The organism is Mesorhizobium caraganae, assembly GCF_016836705.1.
Lineage (GTDB): Bacteria > Pseudomonadota > Alphaproteobacteria > Rhizobiales > Rhizobiaceae > Mesorhizobium > Mesorhizobium caraganae.
Genome location: NZ_JAFCGY010000033.1, coordinates 1 through 24999 on the forward strand (window position 1 = coordinate 1; position 24999 = coordinate 24999).

Consider the following 24999-nt stretch of genomic DNA (forward strand, 5'->3'; position numbering starts at 1 on the left):
CCTTGCTCATCCACGGGCTTATACCAAGGGGTGTACGGGCTTCCGTCGCAGCGGGTGATCCGGTCGTGATCCGGATCACCCGCCAGCCCAATACTGCATGATTCTAGAGACACAAGGGGTGTTCCAGGAAACGCCAACGTCTCACTCCGCTGGAACACCCCTCATCCGTCTCGGCGCTGCGCGCCGATCCACCGCCCGGGGGCGAGCCGCGGGTCTCGCCCCGTCCTTCGGACCCCACAAGGGGAGAAGGAAAGGACCCGCCTCTATGCCGCCGGCTCCCCAGTCTCGACATAGGCCTGCAGCCACCCCAGCACCCGGCCCCAATCCTCGGCATGTTCAGCCGCCGCGTCGGTCAACCCGGCAAAGCCGCCATGGCAGATGGTGATGCGTGTGCCTCCGGCTATCGGTTCCAGCAGGTAGGCAACCGTCATTTGCCGCCGGCCAAGGGTGGGATGGTCCCAGCCATAGGCCCGCGTCTGCACGATCCGGCGCGGCGCCTGGATCTCGAGGAACTCGCCGCCGGCGGGATGGTCCTCGCCAGCAATGGTCCTGGCGATGACTTGCCACCGGCCGCCGACGCGCAAGTCGGCCGTCCAATCGACCATCCGGTAGCTTTCGCAAGAGCCCCACCAACGCTCGACTTCATCCGTAATCAGCGCGTGGAAGACGCGCTCCGGTGGCGCTACGATCTCGGCGCTTGCCATGATCGTCTCGCCATTGGTCATGCTTTGCGCCACCACTGGGCCGTGCATCACAACCCCCTACGCGATTGTTTCGTTATCGAAACGAGTTAAGCCGCCTTTGATGCCGGGCGCGACAGGCCCTTGCCGGTTTCGAGCAGGCTCTTCAGGCTAGACAGCACCAGCGGCCAGCCATTGCCAACATGTTCCAGAAGACGGTGCGGACCGTCCGCAGCATGGGTGACGGCGAGCTTCATCATGTCGCCTTCCTGTTCGATGACGAAGGTGCAATGCGTGTAACCATCGGCCTTCACGTCCGGCATGAACTCATTGCGCCATTTGATGACCAGGCGCCTTGGCGGATCGACATCGACAATCTCGCCGCTGTCGGTGACGCGGCCGTCGGGATAGACCATCTTCCATGCCGAGCCTTTCTTCCAGTCGCTCTGCATCTGGGCGCCGAGGAAATATTGCAGGTGGAATTCCGGTTCGGTCAGCGCCTCCCAGAGCTTCTCGGGCGTGGTGCGGATATAGGTCACATAGACGAAGGCATTGCTCATGGCTCTTCCCTTTCGAGGCGCTTCTTCAAGTCGCTGAGGGCGGTCAGCCGTCCTCGTTCGAATTTGCCGATCCAGCGTTCGGCGATCTCGTTGATGGGAACGGGATTCAGGTAGTGCTCCTTTTCACGTCCGTTGCGGACGGTGGTGATGAGGTTTGCCTCTTCCAGGATCGCCAGATGCTTGGTCACAGCCTGGCGTGTCATATCCGTCCGCTCGCACAGCGCGTTCAGCGTCTGCCCGTTCCTGTGATGGAGGCTATCCAGCAATTGCCGGCGTGTCGGGTCGGCGAGGGCGCGAAAGACGGCATCCATGCTCATTCATTTAATATGCAACCAAATGGTTGCATGTCAAGAGGCGATGTCACAGCGAAGCGACCGCCTCGTTTGGTTGGCTGGCGTCACCGCTTGCGCGAGAACCAGAAGGCGTCGGGCATGCGCATCATGCCGATGCGTTCGTAGAAGCCGACGGCGTCGGGCATCGAGATCAGGCTGATGGCGACCGACGTGCCAAGCTGCCGGCGGGCCTCGTCCATCAGGCCCCTGCCGATGCCAAGCCCTTGCGCCGATTGGGATACGGCAAGCTCGGAAATGTAACACACCCAGGAAAAGTCGGTGATGGCGCGAGCCACGCCAATCAGTGGTCGGCCTTCGACATTGAGCCGCGCTGTCAGCACCAGGTTCGCGCCTGAAAGCATCGCCTGCAGCCGGGCATCGTCTTCGACAGGACGCGTGTCGCCGAGCCCGGATTCCACCAGCACGCGGCGAAACTCGGCAATGCCGAGTTCCGGCTCGCGGGCATAAAGGACGTGGGAATTCTCGCTCATGGCAGCCAGACTGCACCAGCGGGCAACGATTTCGAAGCTCTTTTTGCCCGACAGGTGCTCGTCTTCGCATGGACCAAGGGCACGCACGAACAGTTGCCTTTTATTTGCCAGCAGCTTTGTGTAAACGGTGCGTCAGCAATCTCCCGCAACGAAAATACGGGCAAAAGCCATGGACAAATTCACCAAGCTCACCGGCGTCGCCGCCCCCATGCCGATCGTCAATGTCGACACCGACATGATCATCCCCAAGGATTATCTCAAGACGATCAAGCGCACCGGGCTCGGCAGCGGGCTGTTCGCCGAAATGCGCTACAAGGACGACGGCTCGGAAAACCCGGATTTCGTGCTCAACAAGCCGGCCTACCGCAAGGCGCAGATCCTGGTGGCCGGCGATAATTTCGGCTGCGGTTCGAGCCGTGAACACGCGCCGTGGGCGCTGCTCGATTTCGGCATACGCTGCGTCATCTCGACCTCGTTCGCCGATATTTTCTACAACAACTGCTTCAAGAACGGCATTTTGCCGATCACCGTCAGCCCGGAAGATCTGGAGAAGCTGATGGACGACGCCTCGCGCGGCTCCAATGCGACGGTGTCGGTCGATCTCGAGGCCAAGGAAATCCGCGGTCCGGATGGCGGCGTGGTCAAATTCGATCTCGACGACTTCAAGCGCCACTGCCTGCTGAACGGCCTCGACGATATCGGCCTGACCATGGAAAAGGCCGGCGCCATCGCCTCGTTCGAGAAGAAGAACGCCGCCGAGCGCCCCTGGGCCTGAGCAGTATGATTTAACCCGACCGTCAAAGGCCGGGTTCGTGGCGGCTGAACGGAGGGGACAGTCATGACACGTTCGCTTCTTGCCGGCGCCTGCGCGTTGGCGTGGATGCTGATGCCGATGGCTGGCGCGCATGCACAGACCGACACGGTGCTGGTGCCGGCTGAAGATCCGTCCGGCGAGGCCGCCGACCCGGGCGCGTCGAGCAATACAGCCCTGGCCGGCGATGACAGCCAAGGGCCGATCCCGTTCGAGGGTGGGCAGCTGACCATCACCCAGCAGGAAGAGTATGGCGAGAAGGTGCTGGCCTATGACGGCAAGCAGCTGGCCAGCAACTACGACGTGTTCTTCGACAAGGTGGTCAAGGTCGGCGGCGTCAACGTGGCGCTGGTCGATGTCGGTGACGGCGGCAACCAGTGCGGCCCGGCCAAGGTCATCGTCTGGAAGCCGGAAGGCGGCGAGATCCAGAGCCTTACTGTCGAGCAGGACGAATGCGGTGCGCCGCCGGCGGCGGTCGCTGACAACGCCATCTATTTCGTGCCTTACCTCTTGCCGGGCGCTTCGCAGCAGGCGCTGCAATGGTCGCCCAGCGAAGGGCTGACGATTTCAGGCGACCTGACATATGCGCCCGAGCCCGGCACCGACTGGAAAGATGTCGATCCGTCCAAGTACCAGAACATCATCGACGCCTTCCACAACGAGGCCGTCTACAAGGCGGCGAAGACGCTGCTTGGCGACACCATGCCCGACATGGCGACCAGCCTGCTGGTCGGCGGCGGCACCGAAAAGACGGCGTCCGGCGCCTTCTACGCCACCGGCTGCGTGCCGCATGATTGCGGCGGCAGCGATGGTTTCATGGCCGTCGATCCGGTCAAGCACACGCTCTACTTCGCCCGCCGCGGCGATGATGGTGAGCCGCAGGCGTGGCCGGACTTGAAGACCTGGCCGGCGGATGTGAAGGAAGCGATGGACAAGGCGCAGGGGTCAGCGAACTAGGGCACGACCGTCGCGGCTTCGTCATCCACGGGCGGAGCGACGCGTAGCGGAGCGCAGACCCGAGGATCCATGCCGTGACTGTTGCCATAGAGTGCAACGGTGCAGAATTCTTCACCGTGGCAACGCACTGACGTCCCGGCATGGATCCTATGGTCTGCGCCGCGTCGCTTCGCTCCTTGCTTCGCCATAGGATGACGAAGCCGCGAAGGATTCGGCCAATCTCCGAGGTTTGTGCTTGCCTTCATGACAACAGTTCGCTTGCCTTGGCCCACGACCGGTCCAGCTCTCCTCTGCTAGACGAGCGCCTATGATTGCAAGGAGGCCCCATGCGCAAACTCATCTCCACCGGGTCGCCCTTCGAGAAAACCGCCGGCTATTCGCGTGCGGTGGTGCAGGGCGACTGGTGTTTCGTGTCGGGAACCACCGGCTACGACTATGCGACGATGACCATGCCGGAGACGGTCGAGGCGCAGACGCGCAATTGTCTCGCCACCATCGCCAAGGCGCTTCGGGACGGCGGCTTCGCCATGGCCGATGTGGTGCGGGCGCATTATTACATCACCGACCAGGCCTTCGTGGATGTCGTCTTCCCGATCCTCGGCGAGGCATTCGGCGACATCCGCCCGGCGGCGACGATGATCGTGTGCCAGCTCAACAAGCCTGAGATGAAGATCGAGATCGAAGTCACGGCGCTGCGGCACACGGCATGAGGAGGCCAAAGCCATGACGGTCCGGCGCATCGTCGCCAATATCGAGACACAGGACGCGGCGGCGGCGAAGCGCTTCTACCAGGACGTGCTTGGCCTCGATGTGCTGATGGATCAGGGCTGGATCGTCACCTGCGGTTCCGACGAACGGATGCAGGTGCAGATCAGCTTCATGGCTCAAGGCGGCTCGGGCACGCCGGTGCCGGACCTCTCCATTGAGGTCGATGATGTCGAAGCAGCGCTCGACGCCATGAAGGCCGCCGGCTTTGCCATCGAATACGGCCCGGTCGACGAACCCTGGGGCGTGCGGCGCTTTTATGTGCGCGATCCGTTCGGCAGATTGGTCAATATTCTCTCGCATCGGTGATTGCGCTTCCAGGCTTGCATGCAGCCCGCTTGGCGTTTAGCAAGGCCGCGGTTTCTCCAAACAGTGTCGGGACGGTTCTGATGGCTTCGAAAAATCTTCTCCTGCTCGCCGGCGACGGCATCGGCCCCGAGGCGATGGCCGAGGTGAAGAAACTGATCGCGGCCATGAACGCCAAGCTGGACAGCGGTTTTGTCACCGATGAAGGCCTGGTCGGCGGCTGCGCCTACGATGCGCATGGCGCGGCGATTTCCGATGCCGACATGGCAAAGGCGATGGCGGCGGACGCGGTGCTGTTCGGCGCCGTCGGCGGGCCGAAATGGGACAAGGTGCCTTACGAGGTGCGCCCCGAGGCCGGGCTGCTGCGGCTGCGCAAGGACATGGAGCTGTTCGCCAATCTTCGCCCGGCGATCTGCTATCCGGCACTCGCCGCCTCGTCTTCGCTGAAGCAGGAGGTGGTCGAAGGCCTCGACATCCTGATCGTGCGCGAGCTCACCGGCGGCGTCTATTTCGGCGAGCCGAAGCAGATCATCGATCTCGGCAATGGCCAGAAGCGCGGCATCGACACCCAGGTCTACGACACGTTCGAGATCGAGCGCATTTCCGGCGTCGCTTTCGAGCTCGCGCGGACCCGCCGCAACCATGTGACATCCATGGAAAAGCGCAACGTGATGAAATCCGGCGTGCTGTGGAACGAGGTCGTCACCCAGACCCAAAAGGCCAGGTACGCCGACGTCAAGCTCGACCACATGCTGGCCGATGCCGGCGGCATGCAGCTGGTGCGCTGGCCAAAACAATTCGACGTCATCGTCACCGACAATCTGTTCGGCGACATGCTGTCCGACATTGCCGCCATGCTGACGGGCTCGATCGGCATGCTGCCGTCGGCCTCGCTCGGCGCGCCTGACGTGAAGACCAAGAAGCGCAAGGCGCTGTACGAGCCGGTGCATGGCTCGGCGCCCGATATTGCCGGCCAGGGCATCGCCAATCCGATCGCCATGATCGCGTCCTTCGCCATGTGCCTGCGCTATTCCTTCGGGATGGTCGCCGAAGCCGACAAGCTCGAAGGCGCAATCGCTGCCGTGCTCGACGACGGCCTGCGCACCAAGGACATACTGTCCGAAGGCATGACCGAGGTCGGTACGGTCGAGATGGGCGATGCGATTATCGCCAAGTTCCTTGGCTGATCCGGTGGCGGTCGACGTCCGCTGGGCGACGACCGACGACGCCGAAGCGCTTGCCACCGTACTTTGCGAGATGGCGGCGCACTACCGGCAGGCGCCGCTCGATCATGGCCGGGCTACAGCCACGGCGCGTAAATGGCTCGGCGATGAAAGCCCGGCCTATCCGCATTTCGCGCTGGCCTTCGCCGACGGCAAGGTTGCGGGCCTCGCCTCGGTGGCGATCGCCCATCCGGGCATCGATCTCGAACGACTAATGTTCCTGAAAGACCTGTTTGTGCGCGAGGATGCCCGCAACGCCGGCACCGGACGGGCGCTGCTCAGCTTTCTCGCCGGCCATTGCCTCAGGGAAGGAATCGGCCGCATAGACCTGACCACCGAAGACTGGAACGAGGGCGCGTTGCGTCTCTACGACCGGCTCGGCGCCGAACGGCACGGGCGGAAGGTGTTTCTCAGGCTGTCCGGTGATGCGCTAAGAAGAACCCTCTAAACCCTGACACCCTGCGGCACAGGCCCCCACTGGTTTTCGTGGCCCTGGGTCGGGATCAGTCCGAACACGATGATGGCCAGGGTGCCGAAGGTCGGCACGAGAATCAGCAGGACGAGCCAGCCGGTGAGGCCGATATCGTGCAGCCGTCGGACAATGAGGCCGAGCCAGGGCAGGAACGTCGCCAGCACAAACAGGCCCCAGACGCCGACCATCACGATCGGCCCGTTGCCGTCATTGAAATTGCCGATCGTCTGGTCGGCGAGGGCGCCGACCAGACCGACCAGGATGAAGCTGACGGTCCAGAACAGGCAGTAGGCCCAGAATTCCTTGCGGCGGGCGCGCTCGGCGAAGTTGATGTAGTTGCGTGTCACGCCCCGCCAGAAATAACCCGGCAGTCCGCTATCGTGGACCGCGCCGTCGTCAGCCAGGCGGCCAAAATGCTGCGGCGCGGCTGAAGCGGCAGCGGGTTTGGGCGGCGCGGCGCTTGCAGCGGGAGCTGCGGTGGCTTGTCCAGCGGCCTGGGCGCGGATCGAGAAAACGTCGCGCGCCTGGCCGCTCGCGGGCAGGAACTCGACCACGGCGTCCTTGGCAATCACCGTATCGCGGCGCAGATCTTCGCGCGCGAAGGTGTAGCGGTTGCCGTCCGCCCCGGTGATGAATCCGAAGCCCTGGGCCTCGTCATAATGAAGAACTTCACCACGCATTTAGCCTCACCCCCGTGTTGGCGTAGACTGTTCAAAGTTGCGGCGGATCGCAAGGGGGTGGACGAAGTGAAGGGCAAACGGTCAGGTAGCTTCATCCTGCCGCCGTCAGCGCTGCCCCTCACCTGCCTGCCGGCATCCTCTCCCCGTATAGTGACGGGGAGAGGGACGCTGTCATCGATGATTTCGCCAATCGGCAGCGTTGCAGGAGTTAGCGCTGTGAGTGGTGCAGGCCCTTTCTCCCCGTCACTGTACGGGGAGAAATGCCCGGCAGGGCAATGAGGGGCGGCGCTAGCCTTCGCTGAGAAAAACGTCAGCCCGGCCGCTTCTTCGGCTTCTTGTTCTTCGGCGGTCCGGCCTTGTCGAATTTTGGCTTCCCGGCCCAAGGCTTTGCATCGCCAGCCGGGCGTTCCCGCTTCTCGAATTTCGGCTTGTGCGCAGTTTGCGGCGCCTCGAACGGGCGCTTGCCGCGATGCGGCTTCTTGTCGGGCTTGGGCGCCTGGTAGCCGGCGCGCGACAGGTCGGGCGTGCCGTCCAGGCGCTTCACAACGATGTTGCCCTGCAGCTTTTTGTCAGGGCCGATGGCGGCGAGGAAGCGGTCGGCCCAATCGGCCGCAATCTGCACGAAGGTTTCTTCCTGCTGCATCTTGATGGCGCCGATCTCGCGCTTGGAGATGTTGCCGGTGCGGCACAGCATCGGGATCAGCCAGCGCGGCTCGGCGTTCTGCCGCCGTCCGATCGACAGCGAGAACCAGACGCTGTCCCCGAAATCGTCGCGGCGGCTGGGCGCCTCATCCCGGCGTTCGAACTTTTCGCCCGCCGGTTTTTCACGCGATGGCGTGAACGGCGCTACGTCCATGAGATCCTCGGGCGCCGAGCGGCTGGCGCGGCACTGGCGCACGAAAGCGGCTGCCACCTGTTCGGCGCCGTGCTTGGCCAGAAGCGCGTCGATGAAGCCGCGCTCGTCATCGGCCACCGGCTCGTCGAAAGCCGGATCGGCAAGGATCCGCTCGTCGTCGCGCTTGATGACGTCGTCGGCGGAGGGCGGGCTCGCCCATGTTGCCTTCAGCCCCGCATTCTGCAGCAGCCGCTCGGTGCGCTTGCGGGCGCCGTTGGGCACGATCAGCGCGCTGACGCCCTTGCGTCCGGCACGACCGGTGCGGCCGCTGCGGTGCAGCAGCGTTTCCGGATTGGTCGGCAAATCCGCGTGGATGACCAGTTCGAGATTGGGCAGGTCGATGCCGCGCGCGGCGACATCCGTTGCGATGCAGACCTTGGCGCGGCCGTCGCGCATCGCCTGCAGTGCATGGCTGCGCTCGTTCTGGCTGAGCTCACCCGACAGCGCCACGACGGAAAAATTGCGGTTGTTGAAGCGCGCGGTCAGATGGTTGACGGCGGCGCGGGTGTTGCAGAACACCAGCGCGTTCTTCGCCTCGTAGAAGCGCAGCACATTGATGATGGCGTTCTCGCGGTCGGGGTAGGCGACATTCAGCGCCCGGTACTCGATGTCGAGATGCTGCTTTTCCTCGCCTCCGGCCGAGATGCGCACGGCATCGCGCTGATAGCCCTGCGCCAGCGTGGCGATCGAGCGCGGCACGGTGGCCGAAAACATCAGCGTGCGGCGCTGGGCAGGTGCTGCGTCGAGGATGAATTCGAGGTCTTCGCGAAAGCCGAGATCGAGCATCTCGTCGGCTTCGTCCAGCACCACGGCCTTCAGCGCCGACATGTCGAGCGAATTGCGGGTGATGTGGTCGCGCAGCCGGCCGGGCGTGCCGACGACGATATGGGCACCACGCTCCAGCACGCGCCGCTCGGAGCGCATGTCCATGCCGCCGACGCAGGAGGCGACAGTCGCGCCGGTCGGCGCGTAGAGCCATTGCAGCTCGCGCGTGACTTGCAAGGCCAGCTCGCGGGTCGGCGCCACCGCCAATGCCAAAGGCACGCCAGCCGGGCCAAAGCGCTCGGCGCCTCCAAGCAGCGTCGGCGCCAATGCCAGGCCGAAGGCGACGGTCTTGCCGGAGCCGGTCTGCGCCGACACCAGAGCGTCGGCCTCGCCGAGCTCGAGCACCGCCTTCTGCACCGGCGTCAGCTCGACATAGCCACGTTTTTCCAGCGCCTCTGCCAGCGCAGGAACGATACCTTCGAAATTGGACATGTTACTCTTTCGGAATTCGGCCGCCTACGGGCGGCAACGCCGGCTCATGCACACGCCAGCCCAAGCATTTCTCGGGCGTTCCTACTTCCTGCGGCCGCCATTGTACAGAGCAGGCGGCACAGCGCTGTCGATTGGCGAAATCGTTGGTTCGAGCGCCCCTCTCCCCGTCACTATACGGGGAGAGGATGCCGGCAGGCAGGTGAGGGGCAGCGCCAACGGTGATGGGTAAGCCGGGAGCAAGGCTTCAGGCCCTTACTTCCGGATGAGCTAACCGTCGAAGTCAGCGCCGCCCCTCATCCGCCCGTCGGGCACCTTCTCCCCGTAGAGTGACGGGGAGAAGGGACGGTCGCGCCGATTGACTCCTGACGCAAACCGCGTAAAAGCCGGCATCGAACGGGATCATTTTCGATGCGCGGCCTTCTGATGGCGCTTCTTGCATTCGACTTCCCCGGCCACGTCAGTGGGGCCGGGCGCGTTCGCGCGTCTTACCGTTCAACCAAAACCGCATTCTTGGCCGATAAAACTGGCAAAACCACCACCAAAACGGTGTGATTCCCTTGGCCTAACCACCCTCTCCCGGGTCCGGCCCGGGGGACGGAACCCGCATTGGCCGGCGGGTTTTCTCCAAAAACCAGGCGGAGAGGGACAGGAGATTTCGAATGAGTTTCAAGGTTGCAGTAGTCGGCGCCACGGGCAATGTGGGTCGCGAAATGCTCAACATACTGGAAGAGCGCGGCTTTCCGGTAAGCGAAGTGGTGGCACTGGCCTCGCGGCGCAGCCAAGGCACCGAAGTGTCGTTCGGCGACCGGACGCTGAAGGTCAAGACGCTCGACCAGTATGATTTTTCCGACACCGACATCTGCATCATGTCGGCCGGCGGCAACGTCTCCAAGGAGTGGTCGCCGAAGATAGGCAAGCAGGGCTGCGTCGTCATCGATAATTCGTCGGCGTTCCGCTACGACCAGGACGTGCCGCTGATCGTGCCGGAAGTGAACCCGGACGCGATCTCGCTGTTTTCGCGCAAGAACATCATCGCCAACCCGAACTGCTCGACGGCGCAGCTGGTTGTGGCGCTGAAGCCGCTGCACGACTTCGCCACCATCAAGCGCGTCGTCGTCGCCACCTACCAGTCGGTGTCCGGCGCCGGCAAGGAAGGCATGGACGAGCTGTTCACGCAGACCCGCGCTGTGTTCGTCGCCGACCAGGTCGACGTCAAGAAGTTCACCAAGCGCATCGCCTTCAACGTCATTCCGCATATCGACGTCTTCCTCGATGACGGCTTCACCAAGGAAGAGTGGAAGATGGTTGCCGAGACCAAGAAGATGCTCGACCCCAAGATCAAGCTGACGGCGACCTGCGTGCGCGTGCCGGTGTTCATCGGCCATTCGGAAGCCGTCAACATCGAGTTTGAAAAGCCGATCACCGCCGACGAAGCGCGCGATATCCTGCGCGAAGCGCCGGGATGCCAGGTCTTGGACAAGCGCGAGGACGGCGGCTACATCACGCCGCTCGAATCCGCCGGCGAGGACGCCACCTTTATCTCGCGCATCCGTGAGGATTCGACCATCGACAACGGCCTGTCGATGTGGATCGTCGCCGACAATCTGCGCAAGGGCGCGGCGCTCAATGCGGTTCAGATCGCCGAACTGCTGGTCGAGCGCGGCCTGATCCAGCCGAAGAAGAAGGCGGCCTGACGGCGGTCTAGTTTTCGCTCACGGGCCGTATCGCCGCTGCCGCGGCGGGCCCTCCGCGGGGGCGCCGGAAAGCCGGCGGCCCGCAGTCGCGGGCTCGGCCTTCGGCCGGGCAGCCTCTTCCTTCTCCCCTTGTGGGGTCCGAAGGACGGGGCGAGACCCGCGGCTCGCCCCCGGGCGGTGGATCGGCGCGCAGCGCCGAGACGGTTGAGGGGTGTTCCAGCGGAGTGAGACGTTGGCGTTCTCTTCATGACTAGCACTCAGCCTACAGACATTATCCTGCGTCCCGCGGTTAGCCCCGACGCTGCTGCCATCGCCATTATCATGCGGGCAGCGCTTGGTTCGTTCGACTGGATGCCGGTCATCCACACGCCAGCCGAGGACCTTGCGTTCATCCGCGACATCGTGCTGCCGCGGCAGCAGGTGACGGTCGCCGAGGTCGACAAGGCAATTGTCGGCTTCATTGCCGTCAGCGGCGATTGGGTGGAGCAGCTTTATCTCGACCCGGACTGGACGGGCCGAGGCATCGGCAGCCGGCTGCTGACGCAAGCGACCGCCGCGCTGCCCGTGATGAAACTACACTGCTTCCAGTCCAACACCGGCGCCCGACGCTTCTACGAGCGCCACGGCTTCCGTGCAGAGTCGTTTGGCGACGGCACCACCAACGAGGAAGGCCTGCCGGACATTCTTTACGTTCGTCGGGCCTGATAGCTCAGCCGGCGCTGTCCTTCGCCAACTGGCGCAACAACTCCATCGCTTCCTCGGCCCGGCCGGCGGGCACGAACAGATGGTCGTGGTAAAAGGCCGAGACCGGATTGACGCCCATGCCGGCGGCGGCCAGGCGGGCGGTGATGGCGGCGAGGAAGCCGACGGCGTCCAGCGACGAATGGATGTTCAGCGTGATCATCCGGCAGCGGAACGAAGCGGCCAGCCCTGCGGCACGGGCGGCATCCTCGGTGAGGATCAACGTCAGGCCTTCGCGCTCGCGAAAAATCATCACCGAATCGAGACCTTCCGGCTGCGCAGCGCCGGGCGCCAAGGTGACGAACACATAAACGCCTGGCAGCAATTGCGGCGTCATCGCCGCCAGCAGCTTTTTCAGGTCGGTCTCGCCCGTCATTCGCTCGTCTCTCGCCCAGCCCATCAATAGCCGTCACTGGCGAACGCCGATAGTCTGAGCGGCACACGTTCCGTGATCTAAAGATGGAAGGACAGCACTCCCTCTGCCTGCCCGGCAGGCGGTGGAAAGAATCGGCGGAAAAACAAGACCTTGCCGTCCTTCAGATCAAAAAGAATCCCTGTCCTGTAGGATCGCTGCCTCATGCAGCGTCCTTGGTTCGAAGCCAGCAAACGGCTCAAATCACCTAGGAGGGAGCAGCATGAGCATTTCTCAAACCACGCCCGTCTCGCCGGGCGCCTTGTGGACCGGCCGCGTGTTCAGCGGTCTCATCATCCTGTTCATGATCTTCGATGGCGTCATCAAGCTGCCGCCGCTCGATGTCGTCACCCAGACCATGGTGCCGCTCGGCTGGCCGGGTGACGTCAATGTCGCGCGTATGCTCGGCATCATCGGGCTAATCTCGACGGCGCTCTACGCGCTGCCGCGCACCTCGGTGCTCGGCGCCATCCTGCTCACCGGCTATCTCGGCGGCGCCATCGCCACCAATATGCGCGTCGGCAGCCCGTTGTTCTCGCACACGCTGTTCGGCGTCTATCTCGGCATCATCCTGTGGGGCGGCCTGTATCTGCGCGACCCACGGGTGCGTGCCCTGATCCCGTTCAGCCGCTAACCCACCAAGGAGGAGAAAAAGATGCTCACCACCATCCTTATCGTCCTGGTCGTATTGATCGCCGCGTTGCTGATCTATGCCGCGACACGGCCGGCCGGTTTCACCGTCAGCCGCTCGACCAGCATCAAGGCGCCACCCGAGGCTATCTTTCCGTTGATCAACGATTTCAGGTGCTGGACCGTCTGGTCGCCCTACGAAAAGCTCGACCCGGACATGAAGCGTACGCTGTCCGGCACTGATGCCGGCAGGGGCGCCGCCTATGCCTGGGAAGGCAACAGCAAAGCCGGCATCGGCCGCATGGGAATCACCAACTCGGTGCCGTCGTCGCTGGTGGCGCTGAAGCTCGACTTCGAAAAACCGTTCAAGGCCAACAACACCGTCGACTTCACCCTGAAGCCGGCCGGCAACGAAACGTCCGTCACCTGGGCCATGCATGGCCGCTACCCCTTCATCGCCAGGCTCATGGGCGTGTTCATGAATTTCGACAGGCTGGTCGGCAAGGATTTCGAGGCCGGGCTCGCCAGTTTGAAAAAGGCAGCTGAGAAGTAAAACCTCAGGAATTTCAATCGGCTCTGCGGCGATCAATACGAATATGACCGGCGCAGATACCGCGATCTCCCCACCTCTTCGGGATCAAATTAGCCGTTTGGGAGTTTAAATCATGGCGGCGAGGACGGCGATCCGCGTGAGAGAGGAACGACAATGAAAAAAGCGATTATCATTCTGGCGCTGGCGACCGCGCTCGGCGCGTGCTCGCAAACCGAAAAGGGTGCCGCGGTCGGCGGCCTCGGTGGCGCGGCGGTTGGCGCAGCCGTGGCAAATGATCCGGTTGAGGGCGCCGTTGTCGGTGGTGCCGTCGGCGCCGTGGCCGGCGCGCTGATCGGCCATGCCACCGAGAGCGGCCAGTGCCGTTATCGCGACCGTTATGGGCGCACCTACATCGCCCGTTGCCCACAAGGCTATTGAGCGGACGCTGATCCAAGCAAAACGGCGGGCACAGGCCCGCCGTTTTCGCGTGGTGCTACAACAGTTCCCGGATATATCTCCAAGCCTCCCGGCCCAGCCGGGCATCGGCATCATCGTTGCCGCCATGCGCGTGCAATCTCGAGCGTGGCGTGTTCTCACCCGGCAGCAGAATCCGGTGGCCGGCGTCGGGCGCCGAAACGAGGCGGGTGACCTTTCCGGCGTCCTGGCGACGCCGAACGATCCGGTCGGCAAAATCCAGGGACGGCCACAGCGCGTCGTCGCCGCCCGCAACCAGCACGATCTCCGCTGAAATGGCCTCGACGGGAATGGCAGCCTTGGCCGCCTCATCGCTGAAGGTCTGCAAGGCACGCTGGAAAAGCCCCCGGTAGGACACCAGACCGTCGACATGCTCAGCGCTCCAATCGGGAATGCTCGGGACAAACGGCAAAGGAATCCCCTTGAGCGTCCATGACGATCGTTCCGGCCAGCTGATGCCGTCGCGGCCCGGCCCGATATTGCCCCAAACGACCGATGTCGGGCTGATCGCAACCACGGCCTCGATGCGTGGATCGTGAACCGCCGCAAGCAGGGAGGCTTCGGCGCCTTTGGATGTCCCGATATAGACGATGCGCCGGCAGCCCAGCCCGACAAGATAATCGGTTGCGGCGAAAAAGGTTTCGAGGGGGATCTCGCATATTCCCGGGATTTGGCCGTCGCCGCCAAACCATTGGAGCGCGAGCGCGAATGCACCCTCATTGGCAAACAGCCGGGCGCGCGCGACGTCGACACGGCCGCTCGATCCGCTCAACACCACGACACCTGTCGTGGCGCCGGCGCATCGGAGCAGTCTGCCGGCAACATCGCCGGACAGGACTTCTTCGGCAACGGCCCGTTCGTCCATCTGACCTATCTGCCCGAATGCCCATCATAGCATTGCGGGACAATAGCAAAACGGCGGGCACAGGCCCGCCGTTTTGTCGATGCGATGAAGCGAATGCTTATTCGGCGGTGGCGGCTTCCGCCTCGGCCGGGGCCGCGGCAGCGGCGGCAACGGCTGCTGCTGCGTCTTCCTGTGCCTTCTTCAGCAGAGCGGCGCGTTCCTGCGCCTTCTTGCCCGGCTCGGCCTTCTTCGGGTTGGAGCGGGCTTCGCGCTTGAGCAGGCCGGCCTCGTCGAGGAAGCGCAGGACGCGGTCGGTCGGCTGGGCGCCGTGCGACAGCCAATGCTTGACGCGGTCGGCGTCGACCTTGACGCGCTCGCCGTCCTTCGGCAGCAGCGGGTTCCACGAGCCGATCGACTCGATGAACCGGCCGTCGCGCGGCGAACGGGCGTCGGCGATGACAACGTGGTAGTAAGGACGCTTCTTCGAGCCCGCACGGGCCAGTCTGATCTTCAGTGCCATTTCATTTCTCCTAAAAGCTCTGATTTCATTGATAGGGTGTGGCTGTTGTCTTGTGCAGGTCGTTATCCCAAAACCGCTGCGCACTTTTGGGCGACATGCACTTACTTAGCCGGCTTTACTTGCGCCGTTGGACGCGGCGATCTGCTCATGATGGCGGATCACTTCGCGGACGACGAAGTTGAGGAATTTTTCCGCGAAATCGGGGTCGAGATGGGCATCCTTCGCCAGTTGGCGAAGGCGGGTGATCTGCTGCTGCTCACGCGCCGGGTCGGCCGGCGGCAGGCCATGCTCGGCCTTCAGAACGCCGACCGCCTTGGTGCAGCGGAAGCGCTCGGCCAGCATGTGGATGAGGGCGGCATCGATGTTGTCGATCGAAGCGCGATAGCCGGCCAAGATAATGCGGGCGTCGGCCATGTCCTTTTCTTCGTTCATAGCGTCCTCACTTCTTCTTCCCAAGCCCGGGCAGTCCGCCGCCGCCAAGGCCGGGAAGCCCCGGAAGTTTCATGCCGCCGGGCAGGCCGGGCAGGCCACCGCCGCCGGGAAGACCACTGGGCAGGCCCTTCATGCCGCCAAGGCCGGCGGCCTGCGCCTGCTTCTGCAAGGCTTCGAGCTGCTTGGGGTCCATCTTGGAGAGGTCCGGCATGCCGCCACCCATCATACCCCCGGGGCCACCAGGCATCATGCCGCCGAGGCCCATCTTGGAGGCCAAGCCGCCCATCATGCCGCGCATCAGGCCGCCGCCTTTGCCCTTGCCGCCCATCGCCTTCATCATGTCGGCCATACCGCGATGCATCTTCAAGAGCTTGTTGATTTCGGCGGCGTCGGTGCCAGAACCGGCGGCAATGCGCTTCTTGCGCGAGTGTTTCAAAATATCGGGATTGGCGCGCTCGGCCTTGGTCATCGACGAGATGATGGCGAGTTGGCGGCCGAACATCTTGTCGTCGAGGCCGGCGGCGGCCATCTGGTCCTTCATCTTGCCCATGCCGGGCATCATGCCCATGATGCCGCCCATGCCGCCCATTTTCGACATTTGCTGAAGCTGGCCGGCAAGGTCGTTCAGATCGAACTTGCCCGACTGCATCTTCTTGGCCATCGCCGCCGCCTGCTCGGCGTCGATGTTTTCAGCAGCCTTTTCGACCAGCGAAACGATGTCGCCCATGCCGAGGATGCGGTCGGCGATGCGCTTGGGGTGGAATTCCTCCAGCCCGTCCATCTTTTCGCCGGTGCCGATCAGCTTGATCGGCTTGCCGGTGACGGCGCGCATCGAAAGGGCGGCACCGCCACGGCCGTCGCCATCCATGCGGGTCAGCACTAGGCCGGTTATGCCGACGCGCTCGTCGAAGCTCTTGGCCAGGTTGACGGCGTCCTGGCCGGTCAGCGAATCTGCTACCAGCAGGATCTCGTGCGGGCTCGACACCTTTTTGATGTCGGCCATCTCGACCATCAGCGGCTCGTCAATGTGGGTACGGCCGGCGGTGTCGAGGATGACGACGTCGTGGCCGCCGAGCTTGGCCGCCTGCACGGCGCGTTTGGCTATGTCGACCGGGTTCTGGCCGGATATGACAGGCAGCGTCGCGACCTTGACCTGCTCGCCGAGCTGACGGAGCTGCTCTTGCGCGGCGGGACGCCGCGTGTCGAGCGAGGCCATCAGGACCTTCTTGTTCTGGCGCTCGGTCAGCCGCTTGGCGATCTTGGCCGAGGTGGTCGTCTTGCCGGAGCCCTGCAGGCCGACCATCATGATGACGACGGGGGCCGGCGCATTGAGGTCGATGGCGACGCCTTCGGCGCCCAGCATGTCGACCAGCTCGTCATGGACGATCTTGACGACCATCTGTCCGGGCTTGATCGACTTGACGACCGCGGCGCCGACAGCCTTCTCGCGCACCTTGTCTGTGAAGGAGCGCACCACTTCCAGCGCCACGTCCGCCTCGAGCAGCGCACGGCGCACCTCGCGCAGCGCTGCCGAGACATCAGCCTCCGACAGTGCGCCGCGGCCGGTCAGGCCGTTCAGGATGGAGCCAAGGCGCTCCTGAAGTGATTCAAACATTCTGTTTCCTTTTTCTCAGGCACCCGGATGGTGCCCGAGAGGTAATGCGTTCGCGCCAAGTGTCCAAACAAAAGAGCTTGTCCAAACAAAAGCCCGGGCAAGCGCAAAGCCAAAAAGCACCCGGGGGCGCTCAGCGCTGCCGGGTGTTGGCCTCCAGGATCTGTTTACAGCACCCACCTCAAAGAGGTTTTGGCGTCCTGGTCGGCTTGCTCGGAGGGATACTCGTCGCGGAATTCGGGGCGTGTAGACAGGAAATCGGCGAAAGAGTCAAGACTTGGGCGGCTTACCGGGTCTCTGCGCCGATCCTGGCTCAGTTCACCCTGGCTGTATCCCGAAGGTCTGTCGTGACCTTCAGCGGCGAGCGCGGGTGCAGGAGCAGCAGGATCGTCAGCAAGGTGCAGATGATGCCGATCGCGGCGATGATGACCGCATCCGTCGTCGTCCAGTCGGGGCCTTCCAGCGGCTTGGCGTTGAACAGGGCGAAGGAATTGTAGCTCTGCTGGTGCGAGATCAGCAGGAAACCGGTGAGATTGTTGCCTAGATGGGCGCCGAAGGCGGCGCCGAGATTGCCGGTGACATAGACCACCAGCGTCAACAGCAGGGCGAAGGCGGCGATCGAGGCCAGCACGCAGGCGTTGATGGCGAGGCTCGAATCCGGGCTCCAATGCAAGGAGGTGAACAGCAAGGCGGGCAGCAGTGCCCAGACGTACGGGCTCTCGAAGCGCCTGGCCAGGCCGCGCATCAGATAGCCGCGAAACAGCATCTCCTCGGACGAAGTCTGCAGCAGCGCCAGCGCCACGATCGGGATCAGGAACAGCAGCCAGGTCGAGAGGCTGATCGCGCCGCGCGCGATTTCGGGCTGCAGGCAATAGAGCAGGACTTCGGAGAGCGCCGAGGTGATCAGCACCGCGATCAGGCCCTTGACGAAGCCGGGCCAGGAGACGCGACGGCTCGGGCCAAGAAGCGCGGTCAGCGGCTCGCCATGGACGAAACGCATGGCGAGCCACAGGCCGAGCCAGATACCGGCAAACGAGGTGAGCGCGGTGAGTATCCCGATGGGCGAGGCCAGAAAGCCCTGTAGCGGCCCGCGCGGATCGCCCGGCAATACATGCCAGATGATAGCGAGATAGGTGCCGCCAAGCACCACCACCAAAGTGATCGCCACCCAGAACAGGACGACGATGGCCGTTCCGATTATCAGGCGCGGCAGGTTGGTCTTTTCGGTAGCCGTGTTGCGATAGCGCTCGAAGGCGGTTGGATCTGATATCACGCGAATTCCTCTGCCGAACGCATCGGGTCGCATGATCTAGGGGATCGGCGTCTTGCGCGCAATTGCTCCCGCATCCGGGGTCAGCGTTTGCAGGTCACCGGCGTCTTCCCACCCTTCATCACCAGCGCCTCGCGTCCGTCGATCACGATTGCGTCATGGGCCGCGCCATACCGGCTGTTCTGGTTGGCGGGGGAGGCCGGCAGATCCTCGGCAGTGCCGTCGGGACTGAGCACGTGCAGCGATGTGCCGAGATTCTCGATGGTGATCCTGCCGCCACCGGCGCAATTGTAGGTCGCGGTGCGCGGTTGCGGCACGGCCGTTTCGACAGCGATGGGGGCAGCGGTCACAGGTGCGCCGGGGGCCATCGAGACGGCGGGAGCGGCAGCGCTTGCGGCCTTCGGCGCGTTGTTTTGCGGCACGCAGGCAGCTGTGCTCAGCAAGGCAACAAGCGCGAGCGTTATCCGATAGGCCCGGCGTAACGCCATATGATTGTCCTCCGCGCGGCAAACTAGCCGCGATGCTGCGCCAGGATCAAGCTCACCGGGCGTTCCAATTTCCGGTCGATGGTGCGGTCAAGCATGGCCGAAAGATGGCCGGCGGGTTTTCCAACCCGTCGGATATTAACCATGTTTGACGAGAGATCGCCGTTGGATGCACCTGCCCTCTTAACAAAGGTTAATAAAAGGTTAATTTCCGATTCGAACGGGTCCAGAGCAGAGAGGACACCATGCTTTCGAATTCAGGAAGAGCACGCCTTGCGGCGCTTGTGCTGGCGACAGCCAGTCTCGGCTTCGCCGCTCCGGCAATGGCCTGGTCGCGCCATCATGACCGCGTCTATGCCGATTCCTTCGGCAATCTCGTCATCGACAGCGCCGCCGGCTACAAGCGCATCATCGTCGGCGAGGGCAGACTGGCCAAGAAATTGTCCGACTACACCGGCGCCGGCCAGCCGGAAGCAGAACCGGAAGTCCTTTATGAAGATGAGGCAGATCACATCTCCGGACGTGGCTGCTATCAGCCGCCGGTGTTCGTGAAGGGCCGCTCCTATATGTACGGCCTCTCCGACGGCGAGATGCCCAACCTCAGCCCTTGCCGCTAGACCAATCGGTATGGTCGGCCTTTGTGGCCGGCTGTCGTACGATGGTTAGCCCGTGAAACGGCGAGGCGTTCTAGCTGGCGCTGCCTGTATCCGGGATGAACACCGTTTCGGCCCGCTCATAGGACAGCCGCACGCTGTCGCGGCCGTTCTTCTTGGCCTTGTAGAGCGCCTCGTCGGCACGCCGCATCAGCGGCTCCAGCCCTTCGTCGCCGGTGCGCGCCGCGACGCCGAAGCTCGCGGTCACTCTTGTGCCCGGCGGCAACCCGTCGACGCTGCCGGCCGAATAGTGCGTGCGTACGGCCTCGGCAAACAGCCGCGCCGTGGCAAGGTCGCTCAGCGACAAAAGCACGGCGAACTCCTCGCCACCGATGCGCCCGGCAACGGCGCGCGCGCCGGCGGCGGCACGAAGCTTGGCCGCGAAGTCGGCGATCACCTGGTCGCCCGCGGCGTGTCCGTACCTGTCGTTGAGCGCCTTGAAGTGATCGAGGTCGGCCAGCACCAGTGCGACCGGCACCTTGGCGGCGGCGCAGTGTTGCAGCACCAGCAAGGCGCGCTCCTCAAACCCCCTGCGATTGAGCAGGCCGGACAGCGGGTCGGTATGCGTCTCGGTTTTCAGCGCCTTCATCACGTCGAGTGCTGCGGCCGAGAACAGGCTGAGCGCGATCAGCAACGACAGCAGCGCGTGCGTCAGCAGTGCCGTCGTCCAGTAGGACGAGCCATAAAACCCGTCATAGCTGGTGAAGGGCCCGTGCGAGATGACGACGAACAGCGTCCGGCCGATGAAGTTCAACCCCGACAGCAGCGACAGCACGAACAGGATCTTTTCGGTCGGGCCATTGTCGCGCACGGCGCGCAGCTCGGCGGCGACCAGCAGACTAAGTCCGCCAAAACCGAAATTGATGGACAGGATGCGCCAAGTGAGGTCCGGCTCCACGAACAAGAACCAGCAAAACGCAGCCAGCCCGCCACCCGCCAGAATGCCGATCGCGACGTAGGGCACGCGCCTGCCGTAGCGCGCGATGATCGCGCCGACGAGGCAGCACGCGGCGAAGGTGAAGCAGAGGTTGGAGGCGAGCTTGGTCAGCACCATGCCGACGGGCAAGGTAAAATACTGCAGCAGGAAGCCGGGCGCGGATACGCAATAGCTTACGCCGAGCACCGCCAGATAGGGCCGGTGGCGCTGGTAGAACCATAGCACGAGAAACGCCGCGCCGAGCGCCAGCGCGATCGTCGGATTGAGCAGCGCTATGAACAGACCGGTGTCCAAAGGACGGTGACTTCCCCGCGTGACGTCAGGGAAGACCATAGAGCGCAAGCCCCAACAAGCGGTTAAGCCAGAGCGAATATGCGGGCAGAGCGGATGAAAAAGGCCCCGGAACCGCGATGCGGTCCGGGGCCTGATATGGATTATGAGCTGCGCGCCGGAAACTATTTCCAGTCGCGGATGTCGACGAAATGCCCGGCGATCGCCGCCGCTGCCGCCATCGCGGGCGACACCAGATGGGTGCGGCCCTTGAAGCCCTGCCGTCCTTCGAAGTTGCGGTTCGATGTCGAGGCGCAGCGCTCATGCGGCTTCAGCCGGTCGTCGTTCATGGCGAGGCACATCGAGCAGCCCGGCTCGCGCCAGTCGAAACCGGCGGCGATGAAGATCTTGTCGAGACCTTCGGCCTCCGCCTGTTCCTTGACCAGGCCGGAGCCCGGCACGATCATCGCGTCGACATGCGCACTCACGGTCTTGCCTTCGACCACCTTGGCCACGGCGCGCAAATCCTCGATGCGGCCATTGGTGCAGGAGCCGATGAAGACGCGGTCGAGCGTGATGTCGGTGATCTTGGTTCCAGGCGTCAGCCCCATATAGTCGAGCGCGCGGATCTTTGAGCTGCGCTTGTTCTCGTCCGTGATCTCTTCCGGATCGGGAACGACACCCTGCACCGAAACCACGTCCTCGGGCGACGAGCCCCAGGAAACGATCGGCGGCAGTTTGGCTGCGTCGAGCACGATCACCTTGTCGAAATGCGCACCCTCGTCGGACTGCAGCGTCTTCCAGTATTCGAGGGCGGCATCCCAGGCAGCGCCTTTCGGGGCACGCGGCTTGTCCTTGACATAGGCAAAGGTGGTTTCGTCGGCCGCGATCAGGCCGGCGCGCGCGCCGCCCTCGATCGACATGTTGCAGATCGTCATGCGGCCTTCCATCGACAGCGCGCGGATCGCCTCGCCGGCATATTCGATGACATAGCCGGTGCCGCCGGCGGTGCCGATCTCGCCGATGATGGCAAGGATGATGTCCTTGGCGGTGACGCCTTCCGGCAACTGGCCGTCTACACGCACCAGCATGTTCTTGGCCTTGCGCTGGATCAGCGTCTGCGTTGCCAGCACATGCTCGACCTCTGACGTGCCGATGCCATGCGCCAGCGCGCCGAAGGCGCCATGCGTGGAGGTGTGGCTGTCGCCGCAGACGATGGTCATGCCCGGCAGCGTAAAGCCCTGCTCCGGTCCGATGATGTGGACGATGCCCTGGCGGATATCGTTTTCGGAATAATACTCGACGCCGAAATCCTTGGCGTTCTTGGCCAAGGCCTCGACCTGGATGCGGCTTTCCTCGTTCTTGATGCCGAACTTGCGCTCGGGCGAGGTCGAGACATTGTGGTCGACCACGGCCAGCGTCTTTTCCGGATGCCGAACCTTGCGGCCGCTCATGCGCAAGCCTTCGAAGGCCTGCGGGCTGGTCACCTCATGGACGAGGTGGCGGTCGATATAGAGCAGGCAGGTGCCGTCGTCCTGGCGGTCGACGACATGGTCGTCGAATATCTTGTCGTAGAGGGTGCGCGGTGCGCTCATGTGCGTAAATCCGTCGATTTGAAATAGGGAAGGGCAGACGCGCCGGAGGCCTTCGGCCCGGCGAAAGCGGCCTAGCTAAGTCGGCTGGTGAGCGCGCCCGAAACGCGCGCAGAAAAGCGCGACGGCAGGCGTTTTCTGTCCTGCAGCACGAAACCCTTGTAGGCCGGATCGCCAAAAAGCTCTTCCATGGCGTGGCTCATACCAATGTTTTGGCTTTTCGGCAATTGCGGCGTGTCTTCGCAGAACCTGGGTTCCTCGCCCCACGAAATGGGGAGATCACTGTCTGTCCTTCTTGAATTCGAACAGCTCAATGACGTTGCCCGATGGATCTTCAAGCAGAATAGCGCGGCCCGCACCGCCATCGCTGATGTCCCCGCGGAACGTCACCTCGGCCGCGCGCAACCGGTTGATCAGGGCATCCAGCTTCTTGGTTACGACCATGAACCTGTTCCACCCGCCTGGCTCCGGATCACCTCCGGCCTGACCACCGCTTCCTGCACCTGGAGCGCTGAGATACAGGGTAAGGTCATCGCGAAGCAGCGATGCGAACTTGCCGGGATTGTGCATTTCGACCTTGAATTCGAGATTGTCCCGGTAAAACTCTACCGCCTTGTCTATGTCGGCAACGATATAACGGACGGACGCCATTCGACCCTTCTCCTTTTGTGCGCAATGAGTGGCCCGCACCGCTTTCGCAATGAGGCCGGGCGCAGCCCCGGAACGCGCTTGCTTGCACATAGTTCCGAGCGCTGGATGCCGAAGACCAGGCTTCACTCCGCTACAGGATTTCGAACACAAAAGTCTTTACCAGCGCATCCGGCTCGGCGATCGCATAGCAGCGGAACCATGGGCTTTGCTCGACCGGCCTCCATTTCTTCGCCTGCTCCAGCTCATCGAACACGGCCTGGAAACCGCCGCTTTCGAACACCTGATCGCGCACGGTGAAGATGGCGTGGCCACGCTTCCTGGTGATGCGGACAAGTTCGTGCAGGCCGGACGCCGGCGCATGGCTGATGGTGAACACGCCGGTCGAGAAGAAGGCGCGAAAGTGCCCGTCGGGCCAGGGCAGCGGCCCGCCGAGCATGGCTTGTTTCAGGTCGCCATAGGCATTGCGGCTGCCGGCGATCTTCAGCATGTCGCCGGAGAGGTCGAGCCCGGCAATGTCGGTATAGCCCAGCGCCTTGAGCGACGGGCCGGACAGGCCGGTGCCGCAGCCGGCGTCGAGCAGCGGGCCCTCGCCTGCCGGCACATGGCGCGCCACCCAGGCGGTGATCAGGAAGGGCAGCAAATAGCCGAGCGAAGCAGTCTCGCTGTCATAGGTCGCGGCCCAGTCGGCATAGGCCTTGGCCAGCCCCTCCGGCGTGTCGGCCGTGTAGACGGACTCCAGCGCGGCATTGGCCTTATCGACATTCATCGCTTGCATCCTCCCGGCACGATCTGGTCTTGATCGTAGCCGTGTCCGCGCCCGACTTCTATTCCTCCTGCGCCCGCCGCAGTCGCTGCTCCAGTGCCCTCAGCGCCAGCGACAGGCCAACGGTCAGGATGAGATAGATATAGGCGACGATCGAATAGGTCTCGAAGAAGCGGAACGAGCCGGCGGCGTAGATCTTGCCCATCTGGGTGATGTCGGCGACGCCGAGCACCGAGACGAGCGAAGAATCCTTGACCATGGCGACGAAGTCATTGCCGAGCGGCGGCAATATGGTGCGGATCGCCTGCGGGAATACGATCAGCCGGAAACGTTGCGTGCGTGACAGACCCAGCGCCTTGGCCGCCTCGATCTGGCCTTTCTCCACCGACTGGATGCCGGCGCGAAAGACCTCGGAGATGAAGGCGGAATAGCCGATGGTCAGCGCCATGATGGCCCGCCACAACAGCGAGACGTCGCGCACCAAAAGCTCGCCCATCAGGCCGGCATTCTGCAGCGGCGCGGTCAGCGCATTCCAGGCGGCGACGAAGGCGGGCGCACCGGCAAAAGCTATCCAGAACAACAGCACCAGGATCGGCACGCCACGGATGATCTCGACATAGAAGCGGGCGATTTGCCTGAGCCAGCGCGACCCAGACAACCCCATCAGCGCAATGCCGAGGCCGATGGCCGACGCCAGCGCAAAGGCGACCACGGTAACAAAGACGGTGATGCCGATGCCCTTGGCGACGGTGGCGAAGACCTGGGCGTAGAGATCGCTGGCGGCGATGAAGATGGCGGCGACGGCAGCGAGAACGAACGCAGCGGCAAGCCACCAGGGGAAGTCGGATTTTTGGGTGGAGGCGGGGGGCATCAATGCCCAACGCCGGCAAATAGCTGCCTTCGCAAAAGCCACTGATCTCCCCCCTTGCGGGGGAGATGTCCGGCAGGACAGAGGGGGGTGCTGTCCCTCCAGCCTGTCAACCGATCAGAGCCACGGCCCTTGGCCAGGTTCTCTTTGGAGAAGCTCAAAATAAAAGGGAGGTGATCCTGCACACCCC

The 24999-nt window shown here is 63.5% G+C and carries 30 protein-coding genes; 12 read left to right on the forward strand and 18 right to left on the reverse strand.

Translation table 11 applies throughout. From position 1 onward, the window contains the following. Positions 1 to 263: 263 nt before the first annotated feature. The 4 genes from JQK88_RS30135 to JQK88_RS30150 form a co-directional block, all read right to left on the reverse strand. Positions 264 to 752 carry an SRPBCC family protein gene (locus JQK88_RS30135; protein WP_210388419.1) on the reverse strand — a complete coding sequence of 163 codons (489 nt, stop codon included), beginning with the start codon at positions 750 to 752 and terminating at the stop codon, positions 264 to 266. A 38-nt stretch (positions 753 to 790) separates the two neighbouring features. Continuing rightward, a complete protein-coding gene (locus JQK88_RS30140) occupies positions 791 to 1240 on the reverse strand; it encodes an SRPBCC family protein (protein WP_181060619.1) in 450 nt (149 codons plus the stop codon). Continuing rightward, complete coding sequence (locus tag JQK88_RS30145; RefSeq protein ID WP_203280387.1) at positions 1237 to 1551, reverse strand: ArsR/SmtB family transcription factor; 315 nt, start codon at positions 1549 to 1551, stop codon at positions 1237 to 1239. The genes JQK88_RS30140 and JQK88_RS30145 overlap by 4 nt, the downstream gene beginning before the upstream one ends. 86 nt (positions 1552 to 1637) lie before the next feature. Next, positions 1638 to 2063, reverse strand: a complete 426-nt coding sequence (locus tag JQK88_RS30150; RefSeq protein WP_203280368.1) for a GNAT family N-acetyltransferase — start codon at positions 2061 to 2063, stop codon at positions 1638 to 1640. Between the two features lie 169 nt (positions 2064 to 2232). Between JQK88_RS30150 and leuD the strand changes: the two genes are divergently transcribed. From leuD to JQK88_RS30180, 6 genes are all read left to right on the forward strand, one after another. Then, positions 2233 to 2838, forward strand: a complete 606-nt coding sequence (gene leuD / locus JQK88_RS30155) for a 3-isopropylmalate dehydratase small subunit (RefSeq protein WP_112560146.1) — start codon at positions 2233 to 2235, stop codon at positions 2836 to 2838. Positions 2839 to 2901: 63 nt separating this feature from the next. Further along, positions 2902 to 3831 carry an Ivy family c-type lysozyme inhibitor gene (locus tag JQK88_RS30160; RefSeq protein WP_203280369.1) on the forward strand — a complete coding sequence of 310 codons (930 nt, stop codon included), beginning with the start codon at positions 2902 to 2904 and terminating at the stop codon, positions 3829 to 3831. A 326-nt stretch (positions 3832 to 4157) separates the two neighbouring features. Continuing rightward, entirely contained in the window at positions 4158 to 4541 is a 384-nt protein-coding gene (locus JQK88_RS30165) for a RidA family protein (RefSeq protein WP_192251360.1), read from the forward strand. A gap of 13 nt (positions 4542 to 4554) precedes the next feature. Continuing rightward, the gene (locus JQK88_RS30170; protein ID WP_192251357.1) at positions 4555 to 4905 is read left to right on the forward strand and encodes a VOC family protein; all 351 of its coding nucleotides are present in this window, start codon (positions 4555 to 4557) and stop codon (positions 4903 to 4905) included. 80 nt (positions 4906 to 4985) lie between these two features. Further along, positions 4986 to 6089, forward strand: a complete 1104-nt coding sequence (gene leuB / locus JQK88_RS30175) for a 3-isopropylmalate dehydrogenase (RefSeq protein ID WP_192251354.1) — start codon at positions 4986 to 4988, stop codon at positions 6087 to 6089. A 4-nt stretch (positions 6090 to 6093) separates the two neighbouring features. Continuing rightward, complete coding sequence (locus JQK88_RS30180; RefSeq protein ID WP_203280370.1) at positions 6094 to 6573, forward strand: GNAT family N-acetyltransferase; 480 nt, start codon at positions 6094 to 6096, stop codon at positions 6571 to 6573. Here JQK88_RS30180 and JQK88_RS30185 read toward each other — a convergent pair. Continuing rightward, complete coding sequence (locus JQK88_RS30185; protein WP_203280371.1) at positions 6570 to 7277, reverse strand: DUF805 domain-containing protein; 708 nt, start codon at positions 7275 to 7277, stop codon at positions 6570 to 6572. The genes JQK88_RS30180 and JQK88_RS30185 overlap by 4 nt on opposite strands. Before the next feature lie 310 nt (positions 7278 to 7587). Further along, positions 7588 to 9429 carry a DEAD/DEAH box helicase gene (locus tag JQK88_RS30190; protein ID WP_192251345.1) on the reverse strand — a complete coding sequence of 614 codons (1842 nt, stop codon included), beginning with the start codon at positions 9427 to 9429 and terminating at the stop codon, positions 7588 to 7590. Positions 9430 to 10088: 659 nt separating this feature from the next. On the opposite strand from JQK88_RS30190, the gene JQK88_RS30195 reads away from it, so the two are divergent. Then, positions 10089 to 11123, forward strand: coding sequence for an aspartate-semialdehyde dehydrogenase (locus JQK88_RS30195; protein WP_192251342.1), 1035 nt, complete (start codon positions 10089 to 10091; stop codon positions 11121 to 11123). A 246-nt stretch (positions 11124 to 11369) separates the two neighbouring features. After that, positions 11370 to 11828 (forward strand): GNAT family N-acetyltransferase, encoded by a 459-nt coding sequence (locus JQK88_RS30200; RefSeq protein WP_203280372.1) that lies wholly within the window; start codon positions 11370 to 11372, stop codon positions 11826 to 11828. 4 nt (positions 11829 to 11832) lie between these two features. On the opposite strand, the gene JQK88_RS30205 is transcribed toward JQK88_RS30200, so the two are convergent. Beyond that, positions 11833 to 12240, reverse strand: a complete 408-nt coding sequence (locus tag JQK88_RS30205) for an ACT domain-containing protein (RefSeq protein ID WP_192251329.1) — start codon at positions 12238 to 12240, stop codon at positions 11833 to 11835. Between the two features lie 259 nt (positions 12241 to 12499). On the opposite strand from JQK88_RS30205, the gene JQK88_RS30210 reads away from it, so the two are divergent. From JQK88_RS30210 to JQK88_RS30220, 3 genes are all read left to right on the forward strand, one after another. Next, positions 12500 to 12910 (forward strand): DoxX family protein, encoded by a 411-nt coding sequence (locus JQK88_RS30210; RefSeq protein WP_203280373.1) that lies wholly within the window; start codon positions 12500 to 12502, stop codon positions 12908 to 12910. Positions 12911 to 12931: 21 nt separating this feature from the next. After that, entirely contained in the window at positions 12932 to 13459 is a 528-nt protein-coding gene (locus tag JQK88_RS30215) for an SRPBCC family protein (protein WP_203280374.1), read from the forward strand. Between the two features lie 153 nt (positions 13460 to 13612). Continuing rightward, positions 13613 to 13876 carry a YMGG-like glycine zipper-containing protein gene (locus tag JQK88_RS30220; RefSeq protein ID WP_192251323.1) on the forward strand — a complete coding sequence of 88 codons (264 nt, stop codon included), beginning with the start codon at positions 13613 to 13615 and terminating at the stop codon, positions 13874 to 13876. 55 nt (positions 13877 to 13931) lie between these two features. On the opposite strand, the gene JQK88_RS30225 is transcribed toward JQK88_RS30220, so the two are convergent. The 6 genes from JQK88_RS30225 to JQK88_RS30250 all read right to left on the reverse strand — a co-directional run bounded on the left by JQK88_RS30225 (position 13932) and on the right by JQK88_RS30250 (position 19078). Then, positions 13932 to 14777 (reverse strand): acyl-CoA thioester hydrolase/BAAT C-terminal domain-containing protein, encoded by an 846-nt coding sequence (locus tag JQK88_RS30225; protein WP_203280375.1) that lies wholly within the window; start codon positions 14775 to 14777, stop codon positions 13932 to 13934. 97 nt (positions 14778 to 14874) lie between these two features. Beyond that, complete coding sequence (gene rpsP / locus JQK88_RS30230; protein WP_112560130.1) at positions 14875 to 15276, reverse strand: 30S ribosomal protein S16; 402 nt, start codon at positions 15274 to 15276, stop codon at positions 14875 to 14877. 105 nt (positions 15277 to 15381) lie between these two features. Continuing rightward, complete coding sequence (locus JQK88_RS30235) at positions 15382 to 15708, reverse strand: chorismate mutase (protein ID WP_112560129.1); 327 nt, start codon at positions 15706 to 15708, stop codon at positions 15382 to 15384. A 7-nt stretch (positions 15709 to 15715) separates the two neighbouring features. Beyond that, positions 15716 to 17323 (reverse strand): signal recognition particle protein, encoded by a 1608-nt coding sequence (ffh, locus tag JQK88_RS30240; RefSeq protein ID WP_192251321.1) that lies wholly within the window; start codon positions 17321 to 17323, stop codon positions 15716 to 15718. Between the two features lie 310 nt (positions 17324 to 17633). After that, a complete protein-coding gene (locus JQK88_RS30245) occupies positions 17634 to 18593 on the reverse strand; it encodes a CPBP family intramembrane glutamic endopeptidase (protein ID WP_192251318.1) in 960 nt (319 codons plus the stop codon). An 80-nt stretch (positions 18594 to 18673) separates the two neighbouring features. Next, positions 18674 to 19078 (reverse strand): hypothetical protein, encoded by a 405-nt coding sequence (locus JQK88_RS30250; RefSeq protein ID WP_192251315.1) that lies wholly within the window; start codon positions 19076 to 19078, stop codon positions 18674 to 18676. A gap of 242 nt (positions 19079 to 19320) precedes the next feature. Between JQK88_RS30250 and JQK88_RS30255 the strand changes: the two genes are divergently transcribed. Beyond that, positions 19321 to 19692, forward strand: a complete 372-nt coding sequence (locus JQK88_RS30255; protein WP_192251312.1) for a hypothetical protein — start codon at positions 19321 to 19323, stop codon at positions 19690 to 19692. A gap of 70 nt (positions 19693 to 19762) precedes the next feature. Here the strand turns inward: JQK88_RS30255 and JQK88_RS30260 are convergent, their stop codons facing one another. The 5 genes from JQK88_RS30260 to JQK88_RS30280 form a co-directional block, all read right to left on the reverse strand. Continuing rightward, positions 19763 to 20959, reverse strand: coding sequence for a GGDEF domain-containing protein (locus tag JQK88_RS30260; protein ID WP_192251309.1), 1197 nt, complete (start codon positions 20957 to 20959; stop codon positions 19763 to 19765). A gap of 161 nt (positions 20960 to 21120) precedes the next feature. Next, a complete protein-coding gene (leuC, locus tag JQK88_RS30265; protein ID WP_192251306.1) occupies positions 21121 to 22530 on the reverse strand; it encodes a 3-isopropylmalate dehydratase large subunit in 1410 nt (469 codons plus the stop codon). A 276-nt stretch (positions 22531 to 22806) separates the two neighbouring features. Further along, positions 22807 to 23178 carry a VOC family protein gene (locus JQK88_RS30270; RefSeq protein ID WP_192251303.1) on the reverse strand — a complete coding sequence of 124 codons (372 nt, stop codon included), beginning with the start codon at positions 23176 to 23178 and terminating at the stop codon, positions 22807 to 22809. Between the two features lie 130 nt (positions 23179 to 23308). Continuing rightward, positions 23309 to 23944: a class I SAM-dependent DNA methyltransferase gene (locus JQK88_RS30275; RefSeq protein WP_192251300.1), complete on the reverse strand. Its 636-nt coding sequence runs from the start codon at positions 23942 to 23944 to the stop codon at positions 23309 to 23311. A 58-nt stretch (positions 23945 to 24002) separates the two neighbouring features. Continuing rightward, the gene (locus JQK88_RS30280; protein ID WP_192251297.1) at positions 24003 to 24812 is read right to left on the reverse strand and encodes an amino acid ABC transporter permease; all 810 of its coding nucleotides are present in this window, start codon (positions 24810 to 24812) and stop codon (positions 24003 to 24005) included. Between the last annotated feature and the right edge of the window lie 187 nt (positions 24813 to 24999).

Coding starts and splice junctions, on each gene's coding strand:
- JQK88_RS30135 (WP_210388419.1), bottom strand. CDS start 752: ATGCACGGCCCAGTGGTGGCGCAAAGCATGACCAATGGCGAGACGATC.
- JQK88_RS30140 (WP_181060619.1), bottom strand. CDS start 1,240: ATGAGCAATGCCTTCGTCTATGTGACCTATATCCGCACCACGCCCGAG.
- JQK88_RS30145 (WP_203280387.1), bottom strand. CDS start 1,551: ATGGATGCCGTCTTTCGCGCCCTCGCCGACCCGACACGCCGGCAATTG.
- JQK88_RS30150 (WP_203280368.1), bottom strand. CDS start 2,063: ATGAGCGAGAATTCCCACGTCCTTTATGCCCGCGAGCCGGAACTCGGC.
- leuD (WP_112560146.1), top strand. CDS start 2,233: ATGGACAAATTCACCAAGCTCACCGGCGTCGCCGCCCCCATGCCGATC.
- JQK88_RS30160 (WP_203280369.1), top strand. CDS start 2,902: ATGACACGTTCGCTTCTTGCCGGCGCCTGCGCGTTGGCGTGGATGCTG.
- JQK88_RS30165 (WP_192251360.1), top strand. CDS start 4,158: ATGCGCAAACTCATCTCCACCGGGTCGCCCTTCGAGAAAACCGCCGGC.
- JQK88_RS30170 (WP_192251357.1), top strand. CDS start 4,555: ATGACGGTCCGGCGCATCGTCGCCAATATCGAGACACAGGACGCGGCG.
- leuB (WP_192251354.1), top strand. CDS start 4,986: ATGGCTTCGAAAAATCTTCTCCTGCTCGCCGGCGACGGCATCGGCCCC.
- JQK88_RS30185 (WP_203280371.1), bottom strand. CDS start 7,277: ATGCGTGGTGAAGTTCTTCATTATGACGAGGCCCAGGGCTTCGGATTC.
- JQK88_RS30190 (WP_192251345.1), bottom strand. CDS start 9,429: ATGTCCAATTTCGAAGGTATCGTTCCTGCGCTGGCAGAGGCGCTGGAA.
- JQK88_RS30195 (WP_192251342.1), top strand. CDS start 10,089: ATGAGTTTCAAGGTTGCAGTAGTCGGCGCCACGGGCAATGTGGGTCGC.
- JQK88_RS30200 (WP_203280372.1), top strand. CDS start 11,370: ATGACTAGCACTCAGCCTACAGACATTATCCTGCGTCCCGCGGTTAGC.
- JQK88_RS30205 (WP_192251329.1), bottom strand. CDS start 12,240: ATGACGGGCGAGACCGACCTGAAAAAGCTGCTGGCGGCGATGACGCCG.
- JQK88_RS30210 (WP_203280373.1), top strand. CDS start 12,500: ATGAGCATTTCTCAAACCACGCCCGTCTCGCCGGGCGCCTTGTGGACC.
- JQK88_RS30215 (WP_203280374.1), top strand. CDS start 12,932: ATGCTCACCACCATCCTTATCGTCCTGGTCGTATTGATCGCCGCGTTG.
- JQK88_RS30220 (WP_192251323.1), top strand. CDS start 13,613: ATGAAAAAAGCGATTATCATTCTGGCGCTGGCGACCGCGCTCGGCGCG.
- JQK88_RS30225 (WP_203280375.1), bottom strand. CDS start 14,777: ATGGACGAACGGGCCGTTGCCGAAGAAGTCCTGTCCGGCGATGTTGCC.
- rpsP (WP_112560130.1), bottom strand. CDS start 15,276: ATGGCACTGAAGATCAGACTGGCCCGTGCGGGCTCGAAGAAGCGTCCT.
- JQK88_RS30235 (WP_112560129.1), bottom strand. CDS start 15,708: ATGAACGAAGAAAAGGACATGGCCGACGCCCGCATTATCTTGGCCGGC.
- ffh (WP_192251321.1), bottom strand. CDS start 17,323: ATGTTTGAATCACTTCAGGAGCGCCTTGGCTCCATCCTGAACGGCCTG.
- JQK88_RS30250 (WP_192251315.1), bottom strand. CDS start 19,078: ATGGCGTTACGCCGGGCCTATCGGATAACGCTCGCGCTTGTTGCCTTG.
- JQK88_RS30255 (WP_192251312.1), top strand. CDS start 19,321: ATGCTTTCGAATTCAGGAAGAGCACGCCTTGCGGCGCTTGTGCTGGCG.
- leuC (WP_192251306.1), bottom strand. CDS start 22,530: ATGAGCGCACCGCGCACCCTCTACGACAAGATATTCGACGACCATGTC.
- JQK88_RS30270 (WP_192251303.1), bottom strand. CDS start 23,178: ATGGCGTCCGTCCGTTATATCGTTGCCGACATAGACAAGGCGGTAGAG.
- JQK88_RS30275 (WP_192251300.1), bottom strand. CDS start 23,944: ATGAATGTCGATAAGGCCAATGCCGCGCTGGAGTCCGTCTACACGGCC.
- JQK88_RS30280 (WP_192251297.1), bottom strand. CDS start 24,812: ATGCCCCCCGCCTCCACCCAAAAATCCGACTTCCCCTGGTGGCTTGCC.